The sequence below is a fragment of the Mesorhizobium sp. M2E.F.Ca.ET.209.01.1.1 genome, assembly GCF_004010375.2.
In the GTDB taxonomy this organism is placed as follows: Bacteria; Pseudomonadota; Alphaproteobacteria; order Rhizobiales; family Rhizobiaceae; genus Mesorhizobium.
In genome coordinates this window covers 461,169-483,281 of the sequence record NZ_SADP02000002.1, presented here as the reverse complement: position 1 = coordinate 483,281, position 22,113 = coordinate 461,169, and the positions used below count along the sequence as shown (strand labels likewise).

Below are 22,113 nucleotides of genomic sequence, written 5' to 3'. Positions count from 1 at the left end.
ATAAGGCCGCGCGCAAGCGGGCATGCCCCGCCTGCTGGGGCGTCGCCAAGTGGTAAGGCATCGGTTTTTGGTACCGACATTCCCAGGTTCGAATCCTGGCGCCCCAGCCACCGCCATTTTCGACCTTGACCATGTAGGCGGACGACATGGGCTACCTTGACCGCACTCGCCTGACGGGGCTTGCGCAACCCGTTCCGGCAAGGTTTCGACACAGGCCTGGGGATCACGCATGTCGTCATCATCTTGGTCTCTAGAGCGTTTCACCGGTTCACGGAAACGGAAAACCGCTCTTGGAATTGCTCTAGTTCCGCTAAGCAGATGTCCTGGGACCCTGTCGGGTGCAGCATTACCGCGGTTCGCTTGCCGACAACTATTCCTCCTGGAATTGACAGGGCCAACCTTCAGGCCTGGTCAAGCCAGAAGGCAACTCGGTCCGGGCGTCTCCGCAAGCCATGTTGAGCTGCCATTGGGACAGGCCCGCCGATTTGGAAAGATCTAGGCCCTCGATACGGGTCAGAAAGAGAAAGGCGCGGTCAAAGTCTATCGGCTTGGTGAACGTCGCTCCTCGGAAGTCCGCCCGCGCGAGATTGGCAAACGAAAAGCGGCTGCCACTGATGTCGGCGTCATGGAACTGCGCTCGCCCCAATTCCGCCTTTGTGAAATCAACATTCGTCAGATTGGCGTCCTCGAAATTCGAGCGCTGCACTTCGGCGCTCGTAAACACGGCGCCCTGCGCGTCCATATGGCTGAAGTCGGTCCTGTAGGCCTCGATTTTGTCGAACCGGGCGCCTTTGGCGGTCGAGTCAGCTAGGGAAGCACGCACAAGCGTTGCCTTCTCAAAATTTGCCGCAAGGAGATTGCTGTTCCTGAGGTCGGTCGAAGTGAAATCAACGCTGATCAGGTTCGCCCCGCTCAGGTCCTGTCCTTTAAGGATGAGAAGCTTTTTGTCACAGTCCTGCCAATTGACGCCGGGTGTCGCGGCTGAGTCGCAATTTTGAGCGGCAGTGGCGTTCTGCCAAGGAACTACAATGCACACCGCTAGAACCAAGCCGGATGTGACGTAAGCTCTGGTTCGTCTCACAGTCATTGTTTCTGTACCTCTCCTCCTCGCCGACAATCAACCTTACCACATCAGCTGACACTCGAGCCACGGTGACGACGCCGTCACATTTGGCGCATTTCTGCACAATTGCGGCTCGGAATTGCAGCCGACAGGATGGCGCCGCCGCTGTCCGCGCGGCGAGGCACTCCGCAGGGCGCCAACTAAAACCTTTTCCGCCGACAGGCGTTGTTCATTCCAGACGGACCGGGCACGACAGCCAGCGGAGAGGCTCAACCGATGTATTTCATGGCTCTGGCCACCGATTATGACGGCACGCTGGCGCATGACGGGCTGGTCACCGCGAGCACGATCTCGGCGCTGGAGAAGCTGAAGAAATCCGGACGCAAGCTGATCCTAGTCACCGGGCGCGAATTGCCCGATCTCAAGGAGGTGTTTCCCGAACTTTCCCTGTTCGACAAGGTCGTGGCCGAGAACGGCGCGCTGATCTACACGCCGGCCAGCGAGGAGGAGCGCACGATCTCGCCCTCGCCTTCCGCGGATCTCGTCGACAGGCTGAAGAAGCGCGGCGTCAAGCCGCTCTCGGTCGGGCGCTCGATCGTCGCCACCTGGGAACCGCACCAGGCCACCGTGCTCGACGTCATCAAGAAGCTTGGACTGGAGCTGGAGATCATCTTCAACAAGGGCGCGGTGATGATCCTACCTTCCGGCATCAACAAGGCGACCGGGCTGGCGGCGGCGCTCGAAGACCTGAAGCTGTCGCCGCACAATGTCGTGGGCGTAGGCGACGCCGAGAACGACCACGCCTTTCTCAGGGCCTCGGGCTGCAGCGTCGCGGTCGCCAATGCGCTGCCCGCCGTCAAGGAAACCGCCGACCTTGTCACCAAGGCGGCGCGCGGCAAGGGCGTCGAGGAACTGATCCGCAAGCTGATCAAGCACGACCACCTGATTGCCAAAAAACGCTCGCGCGGCGTGCTGCTTGGAACCTCGCGCGGCAAGGACATCTATCTGTCGCCGACGGAAACGGTGCTCATCGCCGGAAGCTCCGGCATCGGCAAATCGACCCTGGCCACGGCGCTCACCGAGCGTCTCGTCGAGAAGGGGCTGCAGTTCTGCATCTTCGATCCCGAAGGCGACTATGACGGGCTGAAGGGCGCGGTTCCGCTCGGCAATGGCTCGACCGCGCCGAACAAGGAGCAATTGCTGGAACTGCTCGAGAAGCCGCAAAACAATGTCGTGGTCAACGGGCTGGCGCTGAAGGTCGATGAGCGTCCCGGTTTCTTCGCCGAACTGCTGCCCGGCCTCGGCAATGTCCGCTACCGCACGGCAAGGCCGCACTGGCTGGTCATCGACGAGGCTCATCATTTGATGCCCAAGCGCCGCGGGGATACGCGATCCGTGCTTTCGATCGAGCTGCCCGGCACCGTGCTGATCACCGTGCATCCGGAAGCGATTTCCACCGATGCCTTGCACTTGGTGACGGCGGTGATCGCGCTAGGCCCCAAGGCAAAGGGCGTGATCACCACCTTCTGCAAGGAAACCGGGCTCAAGGAGCCGGAGGACATTCCGCTGCCCAAGGGCGACCGCGTGGTGTTCTGGCGGCCGCATGACGGCAAGAAGCCGTTCACGGTCAAGGCCATCGAGCCCAGCCAGTCGCTGAAGCGGCACAGCCGCAAATATGCCGAAGGCGAGCTCGACGAGGCGGGCAGCTTCTATTTCACCGGACCAAAGAAGACGATGAACCTCAGAGCCCACAATCTCATCATCTTCGCGCAGATGGCGGAAGGCATCGACGACAAGACCTGGGAATATCACCTGCGCGCTGGCGATTATTCCAAATGGTTCCGCCAGCAGATCCGGGATAAGGAGCTTGCCCGCGAGACGGCAGAGGCGGAGAAGGACAAGACATTGTCGGCCGAGGAGAGCCGCAAGCTGGTGATCGATGCCGTGCGGAGGCGCTACACGGCGCCGGCGACCGCGCCGGAGAAGTAGGGTTGGTCGTCGAACCCGAGAAAGGCGAGTTCAGCTCGCCTCGCGCATCGCTTCGGCGGCCTGCAGGTCGACCGACACAAGCTGGCTGACGCCCTGCTCGGCCATGGTGACGCCGAACAGGCGGTCCATGCGCGCCATGGTGATTGGGTTGTGGGTGATGATGACGAAGCGGGTCTCGGTGGTCTTCGACATCTCGTCCATCAGATTGCAGAAGCGCTCGACATTGTGGTCGTCGAGCGGCGCGTCGACCTCGTCCAGCACGCAGATCGGCGCCGGGTTGGTGAGGAAGACGGCAAAGATCAGCGACATCGCCGTCAGCGCCTGCTCGCCGCCGGATAGCAGCGTCATGGTCTGCGGCTTCTTGCCGGGCGGACGGGCGAGGATTTCCAGCCCCGCTTCCAGAGGGTCCTCCGACTCGATCAATTGCAGCTCGGCCGTGCCGCCGCCGAACAGATGCGAGAACAGCCGCTGGAAATGGCCGTTGACCACCTCGAAGGCCGAGAGCAACCGCTCGCGGCCCTCGCGGTTGAGGCTCTGGATCGCCTGGCGCAGTTTCCTGATCGCCTCAATGATGTCCTCGCGCTCGGAAACGATGGTCTCCAGCCGTTCGGACAATTCCCGCTGCTCTTCCTCGGCGCGCAAATTGACGGCGCCGAGCCGATCGCGCTCGATCTTCAGCCGGTCGAGCTGGCGCTCGATCTCGGCCATGTCGGGCATCGGATCGTCGGCTTTAAGCCCGGTATGCTGGATTACCAGATGCGGCGGCGTGTTCAGCGCCTCCTGGATGCGAGCCTCGACCTCGGCGCGGCGTTCATCCGCCGCCGTCAGCCGCTCCTCGGCGCGCACGCGGGTCTCGCGCGCCTCGGCGAGCGACTGGATGGCGGCGGTGGCCGCCTTGTCGAGCTCGGCCTGCTTGGTCTCAGCTTCCTGCAGGCGGTCGCTCGCCGCCTGACGCAGCGCCTCGGCCTCGGAAAGCTGCGACAGCAGCGCGCGGCGCTTGGCGTCGATCTCGTCCGGCGCGTCGGCCAGGCGCTCGCGCTCGGCTTCGGCCTCGGCCTTGCGCTCGCCAAGGGCGGCAATCTGCGTCGAGGCGTTTTCGGCACGCTCCAGCCAGTTCTTGCGCTCGGCACCGATGGCGTCGAGCCGGCGCATGCGCGCCTCGGCTTCGCGGCGCAATCCCTCATGCACGGCGCGCGCATCGGCGAGCGTGGCGCGGTCGCGCGAGACATTGGCGGAAGCCTGTTCGAGCTGCAGTTGGAGATCGCAGAGATCGGGTGCGTCCTTCAGCATCTCCTCGGCTTCGAGGAAGGCGGCCTGCGTCTCCTCATGACTGTCGACGATGCGGGCACGTGCGTCATCCAGCGCAGCGCGCCGGCTCACCAGCTCGCCTCCGGCCTTCTCGGCCTCGGCCAGGGCGTTGCGGGCGGCATCCAGCGCATGCTGGGCGTCGCGGCCGGCCTGGCGCGCAGTGCGTTCGGCCTCGCTCGCCTGGCGCATCGCCTGCTCGGCGCGCGCCAGCGCTTCCTCGGCCTCGCGCACGACGCGCGTTGCCTGCACGGCTTCGGCATCGAGCTCGGCCAGGCGATTCTTCTGCGCCAGCCGCTGCGCGGCGGCGGTCGGAGCGTCGGCGCTGGCGGTCAGGCCGTCCCAACGCCAGAGCGCGCCGGCGCGGCTGACCAACCTCTGGCCGGGCGCCAACAGCGCTTGAAGACGGCGGCCGTCGGTGGCTTCGACAATGCCGATCTGCGCCAGGCGGCGGGCCAGTTGCGCCGGCGCGCGGACGACGCTGGCAAGGCTCTTCACGCCGTCAGGCAATGCCGCATCGCCGGGCTGGACCGCGCTTTCGCCCCAATGCACCGGAGCGCTGCGGTCGAGCGGAACGTCTAGGTCTTCGCCAAGGGCCGCGCCAAGCGCGGTTTCGTAGCCGCGCTCGACGCTGATCTGCTCCAGCACCGACGGGAAAAGATCGCCGCCGCTGGTGGCGTTCAGGATCTTCGCCAGCGTGCGCGCTTCCGTCTCGATGCGCGCCAGTTCCGCCCTGGCATCCTGTAGCGGCGGACGCGCGGCACTCTCGGCGGCGCGCGCCTCGGCGACCGCCTGCTCAGCGGCGATCGCGCCGGCCTCGCTCTCTTCCAGCCGGGCCAGCGCGTCCTCGACCAGCAGCCGCTTCTCGGCCGGATCGGGCAGGCCGGAAATGCGCGCGACGATGTCGGAAAGCTCGCGGTCGACCTCGGCGAGCTGACAGGCGAAGCGGTCGCGGCGCTCGGCGGTCTCGCGCAGCGTGCGCTCGATCTGGTGGCGCGAGGCGGCCGCCTCGGCGCGTTCGGCGGTCAGCGCGGCAAGTTTCGTTTCGCTTTGCGACAGCGTAGCACCCGCCTGCTCGAAAGCGGCGCGTGTGGTCGCATCGCGTTCGGCGGCGCCTGCATTGTCCGAGTTGAGTTCGGCCTCCTCGGCGCGCAGGCGCTCCAGAATGTCGGCATTGTCGCGCACCATCCGCTCCTCGCGGGCGATGTCGGCGTCGAGCTGCTGCAAGCGGCGCTCAAGTTCGGTCTGGCGGGCGCGGATGCGGCCGGCCTCTTCCTCGATCTGCGTCTTGGCGATCGACAGGCGCTGGAAGGCGGCAGCAGCAGCGGCTTCGGCGTCGCGCAAATCGGGTAGCCGGTGCGCAGCGATGCCCTGCTCCCTGGCCGCGGCCATCTGAGTGGCGGCGCGGTCGCCGACCAGCGTGGTGGCGACGGCAAGCGCGGAGCGCGCCTCGCCTTCCTGGGTCTTTGCCAGTGTCCAGCGCAGATGCAGCAGCGTCGCTTCGGCCTTGCGGATATCGGCCGACAGGTTCTTGAAGCGCGAGGCCTGGCGCGCCTGGCGCTTCAGGCTTTCGATCTGGCCTTCCAGCTCGCCGACGACGTCGTCCAGACGCTCGAGGTTCTGCTCGGCCGCCTTCAGCCTCAGTTCGGCTTCATGACGGCGCGTATGCAGGCCGGAGATGCCGGCCGCCTCTTCGAGCAGCGCGCGGCGGGCCTGCGGCTTTGCCTGGATCAGCTCGCCGATGCGGCCCTGGCCGACCATGGAGGGCGAACGGGCGCCGGTCGACTGATCGGCGAACAGAAGCTGCACGTCCTTGGCGCGGGCTTCCTTGCCGTTGATGCGGTAGAGCGAGCCGGCCTCGCGCTCGATGCGGCGCGACACCTGCAACTCGTCAGCGTCGTTGAAGGCGGCGGGCGCGGTGCGGTCCGTATTGTCGAGGAAAAGCGTGACTTCGGCCGTGTTACGCGCTGGACGCGCGCCGGAACCGGAGAAGATCACGTCGTCCATGCCGGACGCGCGCATGTTCTTGTAGGAGCTTTCGCCCATCACCCAGCGCAAGGCTTCGACGAGGTTCGACTTGCCGCAGCCGTTCGGCCCGACAATGCCGGTCAGCCCGCGTTCGATGACGAACTCGCCGGGCTCGACGAAGGATTTGAAACCGAGGAGGCGAAGGCGCGAAAATTTCATTCGCGCCGCCCTACACTGCAGGCGTAGGCGCCGAAGCCGGACCGCTTCGGCGCGGCCTGGATGTCAGAGCAGAGGGTCGATGATGGCCGACATTTCCTCAATCGACATCGCCCCTTTGTAGGTCTTTCCATTGATGAAGAAGGTCGGCGTCGAGTCGACCTTGAACTCGTCCGCTCCGCGTTTCTGGACTGCTCTCACATCGTCCAGAAGTTTCTGGTCCGTCAAGCAGGACTCAAAGGACTCCTGTGTAAAACCGGCCAGCTTGGAAATCTGCAGCAGCGCTTCCTTGGTGTTGTTGACGCCGACCCAGCTCGGCTGCTGCTTGAACAGCACGTCGACCATGGCGAAGTAGTTGTCCTTGGAGCAACGCGCCAGCATGAAGCCGGCCTCGGCGCTCGGGTCGAACGGGAATTCGCGCAGGATGTAACGGACCTTGCCGGTGTCGATATACTTGGTCTTCAACTCCGGGAAGGTGGTCATGGCGAAATGCGCGCAGTGCGGGCAGGTCATCGACGCGTATTCGACGATGGTGACCTTGGCGTCGTCCTTGCCGAGCTGCTTTTCAGGCAGCGCGCCGGGCTTCAGCAGTTCCGCCATGTCGACCGTGCCCTGTGCCTCCGGCACCTGGACAGCCGCCGGCGTCGCAGCCGGCTTGGCAGGCGTCGACGGGTCGGCAGGCTTCACGTCGGCAGCCTTGGCGTCCTCGCCCGAGTCGCTGCACGCGGCGAGCAGCGCCACCGCGGGAACGGCGGCCAGCGCGGTCAGAAGGTTTCTGCGGGACAAGGTCTTGCCAAACGGGGCACGGTTCATGCGAATCACCTGATATCGGTTGGATTTTGCAATGCAAGGGCTAGAAAAGGCGAGAGTTGGCGCGAATTAAGGCATCGCGATCCCCAATCCAATCGTGAAACTTGATCCTGAGCATCACGAATGCGCGAGATTGGTGACGCATTCGTGACGCTTCTTACGACCCTTTGGGCTTCCTTTCACCCAAAATTGTGGCGCCAAGCCGCTCCAGCGAAGCGCGCAGGCCGTCATCCTCGATCTTGCCGACCAGATGCGAAAGTTTCGACTTCTCGGCCTCGGTCAAGGGGCGCGGCGCGGGCTTCGGCCGCGCTTTTTGCGAAAGCACCGGCTTCTGCAGGATCTTGATGCGGCCGATGGCGTTGAAGCCCAGGAAGGCGTTGACGCGGTTGATGACCTCGCCGGCCTCGTGCTGCAGATGCAGCGCCGCCATGCCTTCGCAGGCAATGATCAGTGTCGCCGGCTCGAACGGATCGTCCTCATGCAGGCGGCGCGGCCACTGGATTTTTTCCGGGCGGGAATGAGTGGCCAGGCGCGGCCCGGCGATTTCCTCCCAGGACTGCACCAGCCCGATCGAGATGCCGGCGCGCTTCTTCAGCACCGGATCGAGGATCTCGGTCGCGAGATCGCTCACCGGAACGGGATTGCCGAAGGCCCTTTTCCCTGCCATGTGCGTTCTCCAGTCCCCAATCCATCCGATCAATGGCACCGCTAGACCAGACCCGCAAGGCATCAAAACAGGCCGCACCCCGCGACATCGGATCCGCAGATACCAGCAAAGCTGGATCGGATACCAGCGGGGCTGGATCCTTGGATATCGCGTCCCGCCTGCTTGCCTGGTATGACGCGCATCACCGCGACCTGCCCTGGCGCGTGACCCCAGGCGCGTTTGCGCGCGGCGTGAGGGCCGATCCCTATCGCGTGTGGCTGTCCGAGGTGATGCTGCAGCAGACCACGGTCGAGGCGGTAAAAGCCTATTTCCGCAATTTCGTCGAGAAATGGCCGACGGTCGAGGCGCTGGCGGCGGCGCCAGCCGAAGACGTGATGAAGGCCTGGGCCGGGCTCGGCTATTATTCCAGGGCGCGCAACCTGAAAGCCTGCGCGGATCTCGTGGCATTGAAAGGTGGCCGCTTTCCCGACACCGAGGCGGGCCTGCGCGAATTGCCCGGCATCGGCGCCTACACCGCGGCGGCGATCGCGGCGATCGCCTTCGACCAGCCGGCGGCGGTCGTCGACGGCAATGTCGAACGGGTCATGACCCGGCTCTACTCGATCGAAACGCCGCTCAGCGAAGCCAAGCCCGAAATCCGCACGCTGGTCGAAAAGCTGGTGCCGCAGACGCGGCCCGGCGATTTCGCCCAGGCGATGATGGATCTCGGCGCGACGATCTGCACGCCGAAGCGGCCGCGCTGCATGCTGTGCCCGGTGCGCGCGGATTGCAGCGCCATCCTCAGCGGCGATCCGGAACGCTTCCCGGTCCGCCTGCCCAAGGACGACAAGCCGTTGCGCAAGGGTGCGGCCTTCGTCGCCGAGCGCGCCGACGGCGCCATCCTGCTGCGCAAGCGACCCGAGAAGGGCTTGCTCGGCGGCATGACCGAGGTGCCGACCACGGGCTGGACGGCGCGGGTCGACGGTGCCACGACGGCCGAGGCCGCGCCCTTTCCGGCCGACTGGCGGCACGCCGGGCAGATCGGCCATGTCTTCACCCATTTCGCGCTGGAGCTCGATGTCTTCCATGCCCGAGTCACAGGCGATGCACCGTCGGGGTATTTCTGGTCGCTGGCCCATGAAATTTCCGGGGAAGCGCTGCCGACTGTCATGAAAAAGGCAATCGAAGCAGCGATACCGGGCGCGACGAAGAAACCGTCGCACAGTGAAAAGAGGCCCGCATGACCGAAATCCGCCACATCGTGTTCGACATCGGCAAGGTGCTGGTCCACTACGATCCCGACATCCCGTTCAGCCGCCTGATCCCCGATGCCGGGGAGCGGAAATGGTTCTTCGACAATGTCTGCACCAGCGCCTGGAATCTCGAGCAGGACCGCGGCCGCACCTGGGAAGAGGCAGAGGCGCTTCTGATCGCCGAGCATCCCGGCCATGCCGAGAACATCCGTAACTTCCGCCGCCACTGGCACGAGATGGCGCCGCACGCCTATGAAGACAGCGTCGCTCTGCTGGAAGGCCTCATCGAGGACGGCCGCGACGTCACGCTGCTCACCAACTGGGCCTCGGACACGTTCCGCGAGGCCCGCGCCCGTTTCCCGTTCCTGGAAAAGCCGCGCGGCGTCACCGTCTCCGGCGACATCGGCCTGATCAAGCCGGACCGCGCCATCTACGACCACCACGTCGCTTCGTTCGGCCTCGAGCCAGCGGCATCGCTGTTCATCGACGACAGCCAGAAGAATGTCGACGGCGCCAGGGCCGCCGGCTGGCAGGCGGTGCTGTTCACCGACGCCGGCACGCTTAAAGCAGACCTTGAGCAGTTCGGAATTAGGGCCTGAACTGAATCGCTTGCGGCGATCCGTTGAAGTGTTGATTCAAGGGCAGTTTACGGCTCAGGCCCCCGCCCGCTCCATGCCAAGGCGGGCGATGCGGCGCAATTCGTCGATCGGGGTGAGGCCGCCTGAGCGCTCATAGTGCCAGAAGGTCCAGCCATTGCAGGCGTCCAGCCCCTGCACCTCGGCGCCGATCTTGTGGATGGAGCCGGCGCTGTCGCCGATCGCCAGCGTGCCGTCGGCGCGCACCTTCGCCGCCCAGCGCTTCTTGGCGTCGTAGAGCGTGGCGCCGGGCGTTACCAGGCCGTTGTCGATCAGGCTGATGAAGGCGACGCGCGGTTCGGCGCGCTTGCCGGAAAGCACGGTGAGGTCGGCGCTTTCCAGCGGCCGCACCGCGGCGATGCGCTCATTGGCGGCGTCGATATAGGCCTGCTCGCGCTCGATGCCGACGAAGTGGCGGCCGAGGCGCTTGGCGACGGCACCGGTGGTGCCGGAGCCGAAGAAGGGATCGAGCACGACGTCGCCCGGCTTGGTCGAGGCCATCATGATGCGGGCCAGCAGCGCTTCCGGCTTCTGCGTCGGATGCAGCTTGTTGCCGTTCTCGTCCTTCAGCCGCTCACCGCCGGTGCAGATCGGGAACAGCCAGTCGGAGCGCATCTGCAGATCGTCGTTCGAGGCCTTCAGCGCTTCATAGTTGAAGGTGTAGCCCTTGGCCTTCTGGTCGCGCGAGGCCCAGATCATCGTCTCATGTGCGTTCTGGAAACGGCGGCCGCGGAAGTTTGGCATCGGGTTGGTCTTGCGCCAGACGATGTCGTTGAGGATCCAGAAGCCGAGATCCTGCATGCGGGCGCCGACGCGAAAAATGTTGTGGTAGGAGCCTATGACCCAGATGGTGCCGCTGGGCTTCAGCACGCGTCGCGCCGCAAGCAGCCAGGCGCGGGTGAAGGCATCATAAGCCTCGAAACTCTCGAACTGGTCCCAGTCATCGTCGACGGCGTCGACTTTGGACTGGTCGGGCCGGTGCAGGTCACCATCGAGCTGCAGATTGTAGGGCGGGTCGGCGAAGATGATATCGACCGACTTTTCCGGCAGCCGGTCCAGCGCGGCGACGCAATCGCCTTTCAGGATCGTGTCCAGCCATTCGGACTTAAGAGGGGCGTGGGAAAGCTCGTCGAGAAGACGCACGGCAGACATCAAAACACCCAAACAAACGCGTTACGGTTTACTGGCTGTTATGGTTACCGATCAGCGTAAACATTCGGTGAAGGCGCGGGCGCATGCCTCGGACGTTTGCGCAGGCCGGCCCGTTGGTGTATGCCGCGCCACTTGAGCCGACAGGCCTTTCCCCCAACGACCCGGACTGCCATGCCCCAGCCAGATCTTGTCATCTTCGATTGCGACGGCGTGCTCGTCGATTCCGAAATCGTCGCCGCACGCGTCGAGGCCGAGCTTCTGACATCGGCCGGATTCGAGATCTCGGCGGAGGAGATTTTCGAGACCTATGCGGGACTGACCTTCAAGGACATCATGCTGCGGCTCGAGGAGAAGTCGCACATTCCGTTCGAGGCCTCGCTGATCGACCGCGCCGAGGAACTGGTCGACCGCAAGCTGCGCAGCGACGTGCGCATCATCGACGGCGCCCGCGAGGCGGTTGCGGCCGTCACCGTGCCACGCGCCGTCTGCTCCAATTCAAGCACCGAGCGGGTCCAATCCATGCTGGAGAAGGTGCGGCTGCTGCCGTTCTTCGCCGGCCGTATCTTTTCGGGGCTGGATATCCCCAGCAAGAAGACCAAGCCGGCGCCGGACGTCTTCCTCTACGCCGCAGAGAAGCTCGGCGCGAACCCGAAGAACACCTTCGTCATCGAGGATTCCGTGCACGGCATCGCCGGCGCCAGGGCGGCCGGCATGCGCGTCATCGGCTTCACCGGCGCCGGACACAGCTATCCCGGCCATGCCGACGCGCTGACCGAGGCCGGCGCCGAAACGGTCATCCGGCGCTGGGCGGAGCTGAACGGCACGCTCGCGGCGCTCTCGGAGTGGTCGGAAGACGCCTGAAACCTGAGAGACTGCTTACGCGCGCGTCGTCAGCGTCGACAGTTGGTCGGTGTCGTAGCGGTTTCGCAGATCGGCGAGCGCTTTTGGATCGGGCGCCCCGCGCGCCGCCAGCACGGCCAGCTCTTCAAAATAATGCTCGTGGCCAGGCGGAGAGACTGTCATCAGCACGCGCGCAGGCTTCTCGCTGACATTGGTGATGTTGTGCGGCACTCCCGGCGGGATGAACAGAAAGGTTCCCGGCGTTGCACGGATCGTCCTGTCGCCGACATGCCATTCACACTCGCCCTCGAGCAGATAGAAGGTCTCCTCCTGCACCCGGTGAACATGCCGCCCTGTGGCGAATTCCGGCGGGATCGTCCAATCGAACATGCTCGTGTGCTTGGTATTTTCATCGGTGACGAGGAACGCCATCGGATAGCCCCGCAACATGACGCCCTTCTTCTCGTCAGGCATGCGGATGACGGCAGCAGCGCTCATATGATCCTCCTCTGACAGGGCGCTTGTTTCTCGCAAGCGTTCGCGCAACATCGGCCGGTCGCGGCGGAAAGTCGTGAATCCGTTGCCAAAAATTTGCTAAAAGGTTCCAATGACAGCCAGGGGCGACGTCTACCGCTTTGGCCCTTTTCGCCTCGATCCGGAGGTGGGCATTCTCTTTTACGGAGATGAGCCGACTATGCTCGGGCAGCGCGCCGTCGCGCTGCTGCGACTGCTGATCCAGAACGCCGGCCAACCCGTGTCCAAAGACGCGCTGATCGATGCCGGCTGGGGCGGATCGGCGGTTGCCGACAACAATCTGACGGTTCAGATCGCGGCCTTGCGCCGGACATTGGCCGACGCGGCGAATGTCGCGAACTGGATCGAAACATTGCCGCGCCGTGGCTACCGCTATGTCGGACCTGCCGTCGCCACCAATGTTCCCGATACCTTGGCCGCCCGCGCCACGTCGGGACCGAGCTTGCCTGAGAAGCCGTCCGTCGCCGTCCTGCCATTCTCGAATTTGAGCGGCGATCCCCAGCAAGAATATTTTGCCGATGGGATGGTGGACGATATCATCACAGGCCTGGCACGCATCAAATGGCTGTTCGTCATCGCGCGAAACTCGACCTTCTCCTACAAGGGTCGCGCCGTCGACGTGAAGCAGGTCGGCCGCGAGCTTGGCGTTCGCTATGTGCTCGAAGGCAGTGTGCGCAAGGCCGGCCGCAGCGTGCGGGTTACCGCGCAGATGATCGATGCTTCGACCGGCGCCCATGTCTGGGCCGAGCGTTATGACCGCAGTTCCGACGACATCTTCGCGCTTCAAGACGAGATCGCGCTGGCGGCAGTGGGCGCGATTGCACCAAGCGTGCGGAAGGCCGAAATCGAACGTGTCAGGCGCAAACGCCCCGATAGCCTCGATGCCTACGATCTCGTGCTTCAGGCCCAGCCTGATGTCGATTCAGGCATGCCGGCGCAAGTGACCAGAGCGCTGGTCCTTCTCGATCGTGCGATCGCGCTCGAACCTACCTATGCGCTGGCGCATGGCAACGCGGCGATGTGCCATCACTGCCTGTTCCTTCGCGCCGGCCTGCAGGAGATCAACCGTGCGTCTTCGATCCGCCACGCGCGGTCGGCCATCGTCCACGGACAGGATGATGCTCTCGCCCTGACATGGGCGGGCTTTTCCATCGGCATGGATGCGCATGATCGTGCCGCTGCGTTCGCGGCATTGGAAGCCGCCCTCGCCATCAGCCCATCATCGGCTCTGACCTACATCCTTGGCAGTGTCATTCTCGGATGGAGCGGTGAAGCGGAGCGAGCGATAGAGTGGAGCAAGCAGGGTTTGCGGCTGAGTCCCTTTGATTCATGGGCCTGGGCCGCATTTGACGCGCAGGCGATGAGCCATTTGGTGCGCGGCCGCTACGAAGAGGCTTGTGGTGCTGCCTACAAGTCCGTCCAAGCCAATCCGGCACATAGCATCACCTATGTGCAATTGGCGGCCGCGCTGGCCAAGCTTGGCCGGTTGGACGAAGCGAAGGCAGCCGCCGCTCGCGTGACCGAGCTTCAGCCGGCCTTTCGCTACAGCCGCCAGTTTGCCGGGGTTAATTGCGCGCCCGCGCTCGCGGAGGCTCTTGGCAGCGCGCTACGGGCAGCCGGATTGCCGGAGTAGCCCAACCACCCGGGCGTTCGATGAGTGCAGACATCAGTTCGTCGTGGCAGCGCGCTTCTTCCTCTTGCCTTTCGACTTGTCCGCCGGGGCGGCCGGCGTGTTCTCATCATAGCCGGCATAGGCCTGGTAGTCGGTCGCGCTCGGCTCCGGCACCACGACATTGGCGTCGGTGAAGACGAATTGGGTTGCCGCCGACGGGTCAGTGACCTGCACCTGGTATTGATGAAGCTGCGAATAGAGCACGTCGTTGCCGTGTTGAACCGCGATGCGGATCGGCATGGTGACGGTGCCGGGCGCGAACAGCGGACCCGGCACGACCTTGCCGGCAACGGCTATCTTCATCGAGAGCTGACCGTTGGCGTGTGTGCAGTCGCGCGTGACATCGGAGATCGAGGCCTGGTAGATGATCTTGGCCGGATCGTGATCGGGATCGACCGGCTGACCGCCGGGTCCGGTCTGCGCGGCCGCGGCGGCTGCCGCGGCTTCGGCATCGGCCGCAGCATCGCCCTTCTTTTTCTTGGGCTTCGCCGTCGAACCCTTGGCGTAGGTGTTGAAGAAGGCAGTGCCGTCGCGCAGCGTCACCTTGGGGCAGTAGGCGCGCAGCTGGCTGGCGAGTATCTTGGGGTCCGGCGGCGGTATCGGAGCTGTCGGATCGGGTTTCTTGCCGATGCCGAGGTTCAATATGCCATTGTCGCTCGATTGGCAGCCGGCGGCGGCGAGCATAAAGCCGGTGAGCGCCAGACCCGCGACAAAGCGGCGGTTGACCGAATAAAACGCCATGAAACTGCACTTCCCTCTCACAAAGCCGGTGACGTATAGCAACGGCGCGGCAAAAATGCGACTGAGCCGGCTCGGAAAATTAACCAATTGCCGTGGATGACGCGACCGGCAGCAATGGGCCATTGACGATGCAATATGTGAGTACCCGCGGCGATGCGCCCGCGCTTGGATTTTCAGACGCTGTGCTGGCCGGCTTGGCGCGCGACGGCGGGCTTTACGTGCCCAGCGAATGGCCGCGGTTTTCGGTCGCCGATATCCGCGCCATGCGCGGGCTTGCCTATCCGGACCTTGCCATCCGCGTGCTGACGCCCTTCCTCGGCGGCGAGATCGCGGCACCTGTCTTCGAGCGGCTGGTGCGCGAGGCCTACGCGACTTTCCGGCATGAGGCCGTCTGCCCGCTGGTGCAGACCGGCAAGAACACCTTCATCCTCGAGCTGTTCCACGGCCCGACGCTCGCCTTCAAGGACGTGGCGATGCAGTTGCTGGCGCGGCTGATGGATCACGTGCTCGCCGAGCGCGGCCAGCGCGCGACGATCGTCGGCGCGACCTCGGGCGACACCGGGGGCGCTGCGATCGACGCCTTCGCCGGCCGCGACCGCACCGACATCTTCATCCTTTTCCCGCATGGCAAGGTCTCGCCGGTGCAGCAGCGCCAGATGACGACGTCGAGCGCGGCAAACGTCCACGCGCTGTCGGTCGAAGGCAATTTCGACGACTGCCAGGGCCTGGTGAAGGACATGTTCAACGACCACGCCTTCCGCGACAGGGTGTCGCTGTCGGGCGTCAATTCGATCAACTGGGCGCGCATCATGGCCCAGATCGTCTATTATTTCTCTTCCGCCGTGTCGCTCGGCGCGCCCGATCGGCCGGTCTCCTTCACCGTGCCGACCGGCAATTTCGGCGACATCTTTGCCGGTTATGCCGCCAAGCGCATGGGCCTGCCGATCGAGCGGCTGATCATCGCCACCAACGATAACGACATCCTGGCGCGCACATTATCGAGCGGCGAATACCGTACCAAGGGCGTGTTCGCCACGACCTCGCCGTCGATGGACATCCAGGTGTCGTCGAACTTCGAGCGCCTGCTGTTCGAGGCGGCCGGCCGCGATGCCGAAACAGTGCGGCGCTACATGAACGGGCTGAAGCAGTCCGGCGCGTTCACCATCGAGGAAGACGAGCTCCAGCGCATCCGCGCGGAGTTCGACGCCGGCCGCGCCACGGTGGACGAGGTCGCCGCCACCATCCGCGCGACGCTCGAGAAAAGCAACTACCTGCTTGACCCGCACACGGCCGCCGCCGTTCACGTCGCGGCCGCCCATGCCTCCGGTGCGGTGCCCATGGTGGTGCTCGGCACCGCGCATCCGGCGAAATTCCCGGCCGCGGTCGAAGCCGCGAGCGGCGTCACCGCTGCCCTGCCCGCATGGCTAGGCGGCTTGATGACAGCCGACGAAAAATACACGATACTTCCCTCCGACTTGAAAATGGTGGAAGATTACGTGAACCGCCACTCGCGGGCGGCGCGTTAGGGAGTACTTGCCATATGGGTGTTGAGGTAAGCCGTCTGTCGAACGGCCTGACAGTCGCCACCGAAACCCTTCCAAGCATCGAATCGGTTGCCCTAGGGGCCTGGGTGAAGTCGGGCGCCCGCAACGAGCGTGACGAAGAGCACGGCATGGCCCATCTGCTCGAGCACATGGCGTTCAAGGGCACGAAGCGCCGTAGCGCCTTTGAGATCGCCTCGGAAATCGAGAATGTCGGCGGCGAGATCAACGCCGCCACCAGCGTCGAGACGACCTCCTACTATGCCAGGGTGCTTTCCGACGACGTGCCGCTGGCGGTCGATATCCTGGCCGACATCCTGCAGGAATCCGAATTCGATCCCGACGAGCTGGAGCGCGAGCAGCATGTGATCCTGCAGGAGATCGGGGCCGCGCACGACACGCCCGACGACATCGTCTTCGACCGCTTTACCGAAACCGCCTTCCGCCATCAGACCATCGGCCGCTCGATCCTGGGCACGCCGGAGACGGTCAAATCCTTTACCTCCAGCCAGTTGCACGACTTCATCGAGCGGCAATACGACGCCGAGCGCATGGTCCTCGTGGCGGCCGGCGACATCAAGCACGACAATTTCGTGCGCGAGGTCGAAAAGCGGCTCGGCGGCTTCCGCGCCAAGGCGACGGGCAATATCCCGCAATACGCGCAATATGTCGGCGGCGACTTCCGTGAGGACCGCGACCTGATGGATGCGCAGATCGTGCTCGGCTTCGAGGGCCGCGCCTACCATGTGCGCGATTTCTACGCCTCGCAGGTGCTGTCGATGATCCTGGGCGGCGGCATGTCGTCCAGGCTGTTCCAGGAAGTGCGCGAGAAGCGCGGCCTCTGCTACTCGGTCTATGCCTTCCACTGGGGTTTTTCCGACACCGGCATCTTCGGCGTGCATGCCGCCACCGGGCAGAGCGACATCGCCAAGCTGGTGCCGGTGATCATCGACGAATTGCAGAAGGCCGGCGAAAGCATCCAGCAGGAAGAGCTCGACCGGGCGCGCGCGCAATATCGCGCCGGCCTCATCATGTCAGCCGAGAGCCCGGCCAGCCGGGCGTCCCAGATCGCCAGGCAGCTGCTCCTGTTTGGGCGGCCGATCGCCAAGGAGGAATTGATGGAGCGGCTGTCGGCTCTGACCGTCGAGCGGCTGACCGACCTCTCCTCGCGGCTGTTCTCGACCAAGCCGACGCTCACCGCGGTCGGCCCCGTGGGCACGCTTGCGCCCTACGAGGCGATCCTCGAATCGCTTGCGGGTCCGCAGACGACGGCCCGCCGGCTCGCCGTCTGACCTTACAAGAGCCGTGTTCGCGCTCCCTTTCTTTCGCCGCGACCTGCCGGCACTGAAGGGCGAAAAGGTGACGCTGCGCGTGCCTCTGACCAACGACTACCGCGAATGGTCGACCTTGCGCGGCGAAAGCCGCGCCTTCCTGGAACCCTGGGAACCGCGCTGGCAACCGGACGAGCTCGACCGCACCGCCTGGCGGCTGCGCATCAGCCGCTACCGCGAAGATTACGCGCAAGGCACGGCCATCGCCTTCTTCATCTTCGAGAAATCGAGCGGCAAGCTTGCCGGCGGCATCACGCTCGGCAACATCCGCCACGGCGTAGCGCAGAGCGGCCATATCGGCTACTGGATCGGCGAACGCTTCGGCAATCGCGGCCTGATGACCGAAGCGGTCAAGCTGGTCTCGCGCTTCTCCTTCGATACGCTGAGGTTGCACCGGATCGAGGCTGCCTGTATTCCCGAAAACGCCCGGTCGATCCGCGTGCTTGAAAAAGCCGGATTCCGGCGCGAAGGACTTCTCCGGTCCTATCTCAGGATCAATGGCATCTGGCAGGATCACTACCTCTACGCCCGGATCGCGGACGATCCGCCGGGCGATGGAACGAAGGGCTGAATGTGACGAATTTTTCGCGATTAGCGTCGCTGTTCGCCCTCATCGTGACGGTCGTGGTCACGCTTTTCTCGGCCATGCCGGCTTTCGCCGTCGAGCCCATCAAGATCGCGCGCGACGACAAGGCGTTGGACCTTTCCGGCGCCGTGGAAATCTACCGGAATCAGGGCGAGAACTTCCAGGTCTCGACCGCGCCGGGCCCCGACGGCATCGTGCGGCGCATCGAGGTGGAAGCTAATGACGCGCGCTCCAGCGGCGACTGGGCCGTCTTCGCGCTGGCCAACACCACCGACCAGCAGCTCGACCGGCTGATCGTCGCGCCGCATTTCCGCCTGGTGAATTCCGGCATCTTCTGGCCCGACCTCGGCTCGACGCGCATCGCGGCGATCACGCCTAGCGAGGGCTTCGCGCTCGACCGCCAGACAAGCCCCGACGCCGACGTGTTCCGCGTGACGCTGAACCCAGGAACGGTGGTGACCTTCATCGCCGAGCTCGCCTCGCCGAAGCTGCCGCAGGTCTACCTGTGGGACCCGGATTCCTACAAGGACTCGGTCAATTCCTACACGCTGTTCCGCGGCATCGTCATCGGCATCTCGGGCCTTCTGGCGCTGTTCCTGACGATCCTGTTCGTGGTCAAGGGGACCTCGATGTTTCCGGCGACGGCGGCGCTCGCCTGGGCGGTGCTGGCCTACATTTGCGTCGATTTCGGCTTCCTCAACAAGATCATAGAAATATCGCCCGGCAACGAGCAGATCTGGCGGGCGGGCACCGAGGTGGCGCTTGCCGGAACCTTCGTGGTGTTCCTGTTCGCCTATCTCAACCTCAACCGGTGGCATGGCCATTTCAGCTATGGCGCGCTGGTCTGGATCCTCGGACTGCTGCTGATCGCGGGCGTCGCCATCGTCGATCCCGCGGTCGCCGCCGGCATTGCCCGCATCTCCTTCGCCGCCACCGCGCTGACCGGGCTCGGCCTGATCATCTTCCTCGGTATCCGCGGCTATGACCGCGCGATCATGCTGGTGCCGAGCTGGGTGATGGTGCTGCTCTGGCTATGCGGGTCGTGGATGGCGATCACCGGCATGCTGGACAACGATATCGCGCAGCCGGCTCTGGGCGGCGGGCTGATCCTGATCATCCTGCTCATCGGCTTCACCGTGATGCAGCATGCCTTCGCCGGCGGCGGGGCGCATCAGGGCCTGTTCTCCGACCTCGAGCGCCAGGCGCTGGCGGTGGCCGGCTCGGGCGACATCGTCTGGGACTGGGACGTGCTGCGCGACCGCGTGGTGACCAAGCCGGACATCAGCCTGCAGCTCGGCCTGGCGCCCAACAGCCTTGGCGGCGCCGCCCGCAACTGGCTGCCGGTGCTGCATGCCGACGATCGCGACACGTTCCGCACCACGCTCGACGTGGTGCTGGAGCACCGCCGCGGCAAGGTGGCGCAGAATTTCCGCCTGCGCGGCGCCGACGGCCACTATCACTGGTTCTCGCTGCGCGCCCGGCCGGTGATCGGCTCCGACGGCGAGGTGATCCGCTGCGTCGGCACCATGGTCGATGTGACCGAGCAGAAGAAATCCGAGGAAAGGCTGCTGCACGACGCCGTGCATGACAACCTCACCGGCCTGCCCAACCGCGAATTGTTCATGAACCGCCTGGAAGCGATCATCTCGATCGCCCGCACCGAGGACAAGGTGCGCCCGACGGTCTTCATCATCGACATCGACCGCTTCAAGCAGGTCAATGACGGCCTCGGCATTTCCGCCGGCGACACCATCCTGCTCACCGTCGCGCGCCGGCTGCACAGGCTGTTGAAGCCGAAGGATTCGCTGTCGCGCTTTGCCGGCGATCAGTTCGCCCTGATGCTGCTTTCGGAGCAGGACCCTGCCCGCATCGCGGCAATGGCCGATGCCATCAAGCACGCGATCAACAATCCGATCACCTTCGCCAAGCGCGAGATCGTCCTCACCGCCTCGATCGGCCTGATCACCTGGACGACGGCGCAGACTTCGGCCGAGGACATGGTCAAGGACGCCGAGCTTGCCATGCACCAGGCCAAGCGCTTCGGCGGCGATCGCATCGAGCCGTTCCGGCCCGCCTTCCGCACTGTCGGCACTGACCGGCTGCAATTCGAATCCGACCTTCGCCGGGCCATCGAGCGGCGTGAGTTCACCCTTGCCTACCAGCCGATCGTGCGGCTGGAGGACGGCAGCGTTGCCGGCTTCGAGGCGCTGCTGCGGTGGGACCATCCGCGCCGCGGCATGATCCCGCCGGGAGACTTCATTCCGGTGGCCGAGAATTGCGGACTGATCGTGCAGCTTGGCCTGTTCGCCATGCAGCAGGCGGCCGAGGACCTTGCCTCCTGGCAGAAGCAGATCGGCGACGCGCCGCTGTCGGTGTCGGTCAACCTGTCCAGCCGCCAGCTGATCCGCCGCGACCTGGTGAGCGACGTCCGCTCGGTCATCGCGCGCGCCAATCTGAAGCCGCGCTGCTTCCGGCTCGAGCTCACCGAATCCCTTGTGATGGACAATCCCGAGCAGACCGCGCATGTGCTGACCAAGCTGAAGCAGCTCGGCATCGGGCTGTCGCTCGACGATTTCGGCACCGGCTATTCCTCGCTCTCCTATCTGACGCGCTTCCCCTTCGACACGATCAAGATCGACAAGAGTTTTGTTGACGACGCGACGCCGAAGCGGGCCGTGCTGCTCAAATCCATGGTCAACATGGCGCATGAGCTCGGACTTTCGGTCGTGGCGGAAGGCATTTCGGACGAGAGCGACGCGCTGGAGCTGCGCCAGATGGGCTGCGAATATGTCCAGAGCTTCATGTTCGGCGCGCCGATGCCCGGCGACCAGGTGCTGAAGACGCTAAGGGAGCAGTATCCGCTGACCCAGGCTTAGAGGCCGCTTCGGCGACTGGCGCCCTCTCAGTTCGTCATCCTAGGGCGGAGCAAGGAGCGAAGCGACGCGCGCAGACCCTAGGATCCATGCCGTGACGCTAAGGCGTTGAAAACGGTGCGGAATTCTGCGCCGCTGCACCTACGGTCGATGTAACGGAATGGATCCTAGGGTCTTCGCGACGGAGCTACGCTCCTGCTTCGCCCTAGGATGACGAAGTCGCGGGCGTTCGCGCTAGTCGCGAGCGTCAAGCGTGGCCGGCGGCGGCGCTCAGATGGGCAAGGTCAATGCCGATCGAGGCCAGGATGCGGTCGTATTTGCGCTCGATGTCGGCGTCGAACAGAAGTTCCTGCGTCGCCGGACAGGTGAGCCAGCCGTTCTCGGCGATCTCCGTTTCGAGCTGGCCGGCGCCCCAGCCGGAATAGCCGAGCGCCATCAGCGCATGGCGCGGGCCGCGCCCCGTGGAGATGGCGCGCAGGATGTCGACGGTTGCCGTCAGGCAGATGTCGTCGGAAACGTTGAGCGAGGATTCCACGCGATAGTCGCCGGAATGCAGCACGAAGCCGCGGCTGCGGTCGACCGGCCCGCCATTGCGCACGACGAAATCGCGCGTATGCGCCGGCAGCCGGATCGCCTCCTGCTCGTTCATGATGCCGAGCTGCACGAGCAGGTCCGGAAACAGCATCTGCTGCGTCTGGTTGATGATCAGCCCCATCGCACCCTCGTCGCTATGGGCGCAGATGTAGATCACGGAGCGCGCGAAGCGGTCGTCCTTCATGCCAGGCATGGCAATCAGGAACTGGTCGTCGAGGAAACCGCGTCCGGCGGCCGCCTTCTTGTGGCGCAGCAAGTCCATGGCTTGAGCGTAACGCGTTTCGGCAGCGCCGAAAAGATGGTGACGGTCCCCGATGTCACGCAAATATGATACCGGGAGAGCGACGAGGCCATTGCGCGGCCA

Annotated in this window: 17 protein-coding genes and 1 tRNA gene; 10 read left to right on the top strand and 8 right to left on the bottom strand. The window is 64.7% G+C overall.

Features of this window, described 5'->3' with window-relative positions:
• Positions 1-35: 35 nt before the first annotated feature.
• Positions 36-110: transfer RNA gene (locus EN852_RS05755), tRNA-Gln, on the top strand.
• A gap of 260 nt (positions 111-370) precedes the next feature.
• Here EN852_RS05755 and EN852_RS05750 read toward each other — a convergent pair.
• Positions 371-1,087 carry a pentapeptide repeat-containing protein gene (locus EN852_RS05750; RefSeq protein WP_127867106.1) on the bottom strand — a complete coding sequence of 239 codons (717 nt, stop codon included), beginning with the start codon at positions 1,085-1,087 and terminating at the stop codon, positions 371-373.
• A gap of 252 nt (positions 1,088-1,339) precedes the next feature.
• On the opposite strand from EN852_RS05750, the gene EN852_RS05745 reads away from it, so the two are divergent.
• Positions 1,340-3,052 (top strand): HAD family hydrolase, encoded by a 1,713-nt coding sequence (locus EN852_RS05745; RefSeq protein ID WP_127875413.1) that lies wholly within the window; start codon positions 1,340-1,342, stop codon positions 3,050-3,052.
• Positions 3,053-3,082: 30 nt separating this feature from the next.
• Here the strand turns inward: EN852_RS05745 and smc are convergent, their stop codons facing one another.
• From smc to EN852_RS05730, 3 genes are all read right to left on the bottom strand, one after another.
• Positions 3,083-6,544: a chromosome segregation protein SMC gene (gene smc / locus EN852_RS05740; RefSeq protein WP_127875414.1), complete on the bottom strand. Its 3,462-nt coding sequence runs from the start codon at positions 6,542-6,544 to the stop codon at positions 3,083-3,085.
• A gap of 63 nt (positions 6,545-6,607) precedes the next feature.
• Positions 6,608-7,354 (bottom strand): DsbA family protein, encoded by a 747-nt coding sequence (locus EN852_RS05735; RefSeq protein ID WP_127875415.1) that lies wholly within the window; start codon positions 7,352-7,354, stop codon positions 6,608-6,610.
• A 154-nt stretch (positions 7,355-7,508) separates the two neighbouring features.
• Positions 7,509-8,018, bottom strand: a complete 510-nt coding sequence (locus EN852_RS05730) for a DUF721 domain-containing protein (protein WP_127875416.1) — start codon at positions 8,016-8,018, stop codon at positions 7,509-7,511.
• A gap of 32 nt (positions 8,019-8,050) precedes the next feature.
• Here EN852_RS05730 and mutY point away from each other — a divergent pair, with 32 nt between their 5' ends.
• Positions 8,051-9,241 (top strand): A/G-specific adenine glycosylase, encoded by a 1,191-nt coding sequence (gene mutY / locus EN852_RS05725; RefSeq protein WP_127875417.1) that lies wholly within the window; start codon positions 8,051-8,053, stop codon positions 9,239-9,241.
• Positions 9,238-9,849: an HAD family phosphatase gene (locus EN852_RS05720; protein ID WP_127867099.1), complete on the top strand. Its 612-nt coding sequence runs from the start codon at positions 9,238-9,240 to the stop codon at positions 9,847-9,849. The genes mutY and EN852_RS05720 overlap by 4 nt, the downstream gene beginning before the upstream one ends.
• Before the next feature lie 54 nt (positions 9,850-9,903).
• Here EN852_RS05720 and EN852_RS05715 read toward each other — a convergent pair whose 3' ends face one another.
• A complete protein-coding gene (locus tag EN852_RS05715; RefSeq protein ID WP_127875418.1) occupies positions 9,904-11,037 on the bottom strand; it encodes a site-specific DNA-methyltransferase in 1,134 nt (377 codons plus the stop codon).
• Between the two features lie 171 nt (positions 11,038-11,208).
• On the opposite strand from EN852_RS05715, the gene EN852_RS05710 reads away from it, so the two are divergent.
• Positions 11,209-11,898 (top strand): HAD family phosphatase, encoded by a 690-nt coding sequence (locus EN852_RS05710; protein WP_127875419.1) that lies wholly within the window; start codon positions 11,209-11,211, stop codon positions 11,896-11,898.
• A 15-nt stretch (positions 11,899-11,913) separates the two neighbouring features.
• Here EN852_RS05710 and EN852_RS05705 read toward each other — a convergent pair whose 3' ends face one another.
• Positions 11,914-12,375 (bottom strand): cupin domain-containing protein, encoded by a 462-nt coding sequence (locus EN852_RS05705; RefSeq protein WP_127875647.1) that lies wholly within the window; start codon positions 12,373-12,375, stop codon positions 11,914-11,916.
• A gap of 109 nt (positions 12,376-12,484) precedes the next feature.
• On the opposite strand from EN852_RS05705, the gene EN852_RS05700 reads away from it, so the two are divergent.
• Entirely contained in the window at positions 12,485-14,044 is a 1,560-nt protein-coding gene (locus EN852_RS05700; RefSeq protein ID WP_127875420.1) for a winged helix-turn-helix domain-containing tetratricopeptide repeat protein, read from the top strand.
• 33 nt (positions 14,045-14,077) lie between these two features.
• Here EN852_RS05700 and EN852_RS05695 read toward each other — a convergent pair whose 3' ends face one another.
• Entirely contained in the window at positions 14,078-14,824 is a 747-nt protein-coding gene (locus EN852_RS05695) for a hypothetical protein (protein WP_127875421.1), read from the bottom strand.
• A 128-nt stretch (positions 14,825-14,952) separates the two neighbouring features.
• Here EN852_RS05695 and thrC point away from each other — a divergent pair, with 128 nt between their 5' ends.
• From thrC to EN852_RS05675, 4 genes are all read left to right on the top strand, one after another.
• Positions 14,953-16,350, top strand: a complete 1,398-nt coding sequence (thrC, locus tag EN852_RS05690) for a threonine synthase (RefSeq protein ID WP_127875422.1) — start codon at positions 14,953-14,955, stop codon at positions 16,348-16,350.
• A gap of 14 nt (positions 16,351-16,364) precedes the next feature.
• A complete protein-coding gene (locus EN852_RS05685) occupies positions 16,365-17,657 on the top strand; it encodes a pitrilysin family protein (protein ID WP_127875423.1) in 1,293 nt (430 codons plus the stop codon).
• A gap of 13 nt (positions 17,658-17,670) precedes the next feature.
• The gene (locus EN852_RS05680) at positions 17,671-18,267 is read left to right on the top strand and encodes a GNAT family protein (protein WP_127875424.1); all 597 of its coding nucleotides are present in this window, start codon (positions 17,671-17,673) and stop codon (positions 18,265-18,267) included.
• Positions 18,268-18,341: 74 nt separating this feature from the next.
• Complete coding sequence (locus tag EN852_RS05675; RefSeq protein WP_246694192.1) at positions 18,342-21,158, top strand: EAL domain-containing protein; 2,817 nt, start codon at positions 18,342-18,344, stop codon at positions 21,156-21,158.
• A 244-nt stretch (positions 21,159-21,402) separates the two neighbouring features.
• Here EN852_RS05675 and EN852_RS05670 read toward each other — a convergent pair whose 3' ends face one another.
• Entirely contained in the window at positions 21,403-22,011 is a 609-nt protein-coding gene (locus EN852_RS05670; RefSeq protein WP_042641785.1) for a YqgE/AlgH family protein, read from the bottom strand.
• Positions 22,012-22,113 lie beyond the last annotated feature (102 nt).

Bases quoted from the DNA above. Each gene is read 5' to 3' on its own strand.
- EN852_RS05750 (WP_127867106.1), bottom strand. From the start codon at position 1,087: ATGACTGTGAGACGAACCAGAGCTTACGTCACATCCGGCTTGGTTCTA.
- EN852_RS05745 (WP_127875413.1), top strand. From the start codon at position 1,340: ATGTATTTCATGGCTCTGGCCACCGATTATGACGGCACGCTGGCGCAT.
- smc (WP_127875414.1), bottom strand. From the start codon at position 6,544: ATGAAATTTTCGCGCCTTCGCCTCCTCGGTTTCAAATCCTTCGTCGAG.
- EN852_RS05735 (WP_127875415.1), bottom strand. From the start codon at position 7,354: ATGAACCGTGCCCCGTTTGGCAAGACCTTGTCCCGCAGAAACCTTCTG.
- EN852_RS05730 (WP_127875416.1), bottom strand. From the start codon at position 8,018: ATGGCAGGGAAAAGGGCCTTCGGCAATCCCGTTCCGGTGAGCGATCTC.
- mutY (WP_127875417.1), top strand. From the start codon at position 8,051: ATGGCACCGCTAGACCAGACCCGCAAGGCATCAAAACAGGCCGCACCC.
- EN852_RS05720 (WP_127867099.1), top strand. From the start codon at position 9,238: ATGACCGAAATCCGCCACATCGTGTTCGACATCGGCAAGGTGCTGGTC.
- EN852_RS05715 (WP_127875418.1), bottom strand. From the start codon at position 11,037: ATGTCTGCCGTGCGTCTTCTCGACGAGCTTTCCCACGCCCCTCTTAAG.
- EN852_RS05710 (WP_127875419.1), top strand. From the start codon at position 11,209: ATGCCCCAGCCAGATCTTGTCATCTTCGATTGCGACGGCGTGCTCGTC.
- EN852_RS05705 (WP_127875647.1), bottom strand. From the start codon at position 12,375: ATGAGCGCTGCTGCCGTCATCCGCATGCCTGACGAGAAGAAGGGCGTC.
- EN852_RS05700 (WP_127875420.1), top strand. From the start codon at position 12,485: ATGACAGCCAGGGGCGACGTCTACCGCTTTGGCCCTTTTCGCCTCGAT.
- EN852_RS05695 (WP_127875421.1), bottom strand. From the start codon at position 14,824: ATGGCGTTTTATTCGGTCAACCGCCGCTTTGTCGCGGGTCTGGCGCTC.
- thrC (WP_127875422.1), top strand. From the start codon at position 14,953: ATGCAATATGTGAGTACCCGCGGCGATGCGCCCGCGCTTGGATTTTCA.
- EN852_RS05685 (WP_127875423.1), top strand. From the start codon at position 16,365: ATGGGTGTTGAGGTAAGCCGTCTGTCGAACGGCCTGACAGTCGCCACC.
- EN852_RS05675 (WP_246694192.1), top strand. From the start codon at position 18,342: ATGCCGGCTTTCGCCGTCGAGCCCATCAAGATCGCGCGCGACGACAAG.
- EN852_RS05670 (WP_042641785.1), bottom strand. From the start codon at position 22,011: ATGGACTTGCTGCGCCACAAGAAGGCGGCCGCCGGACGCGGTTTCCTC.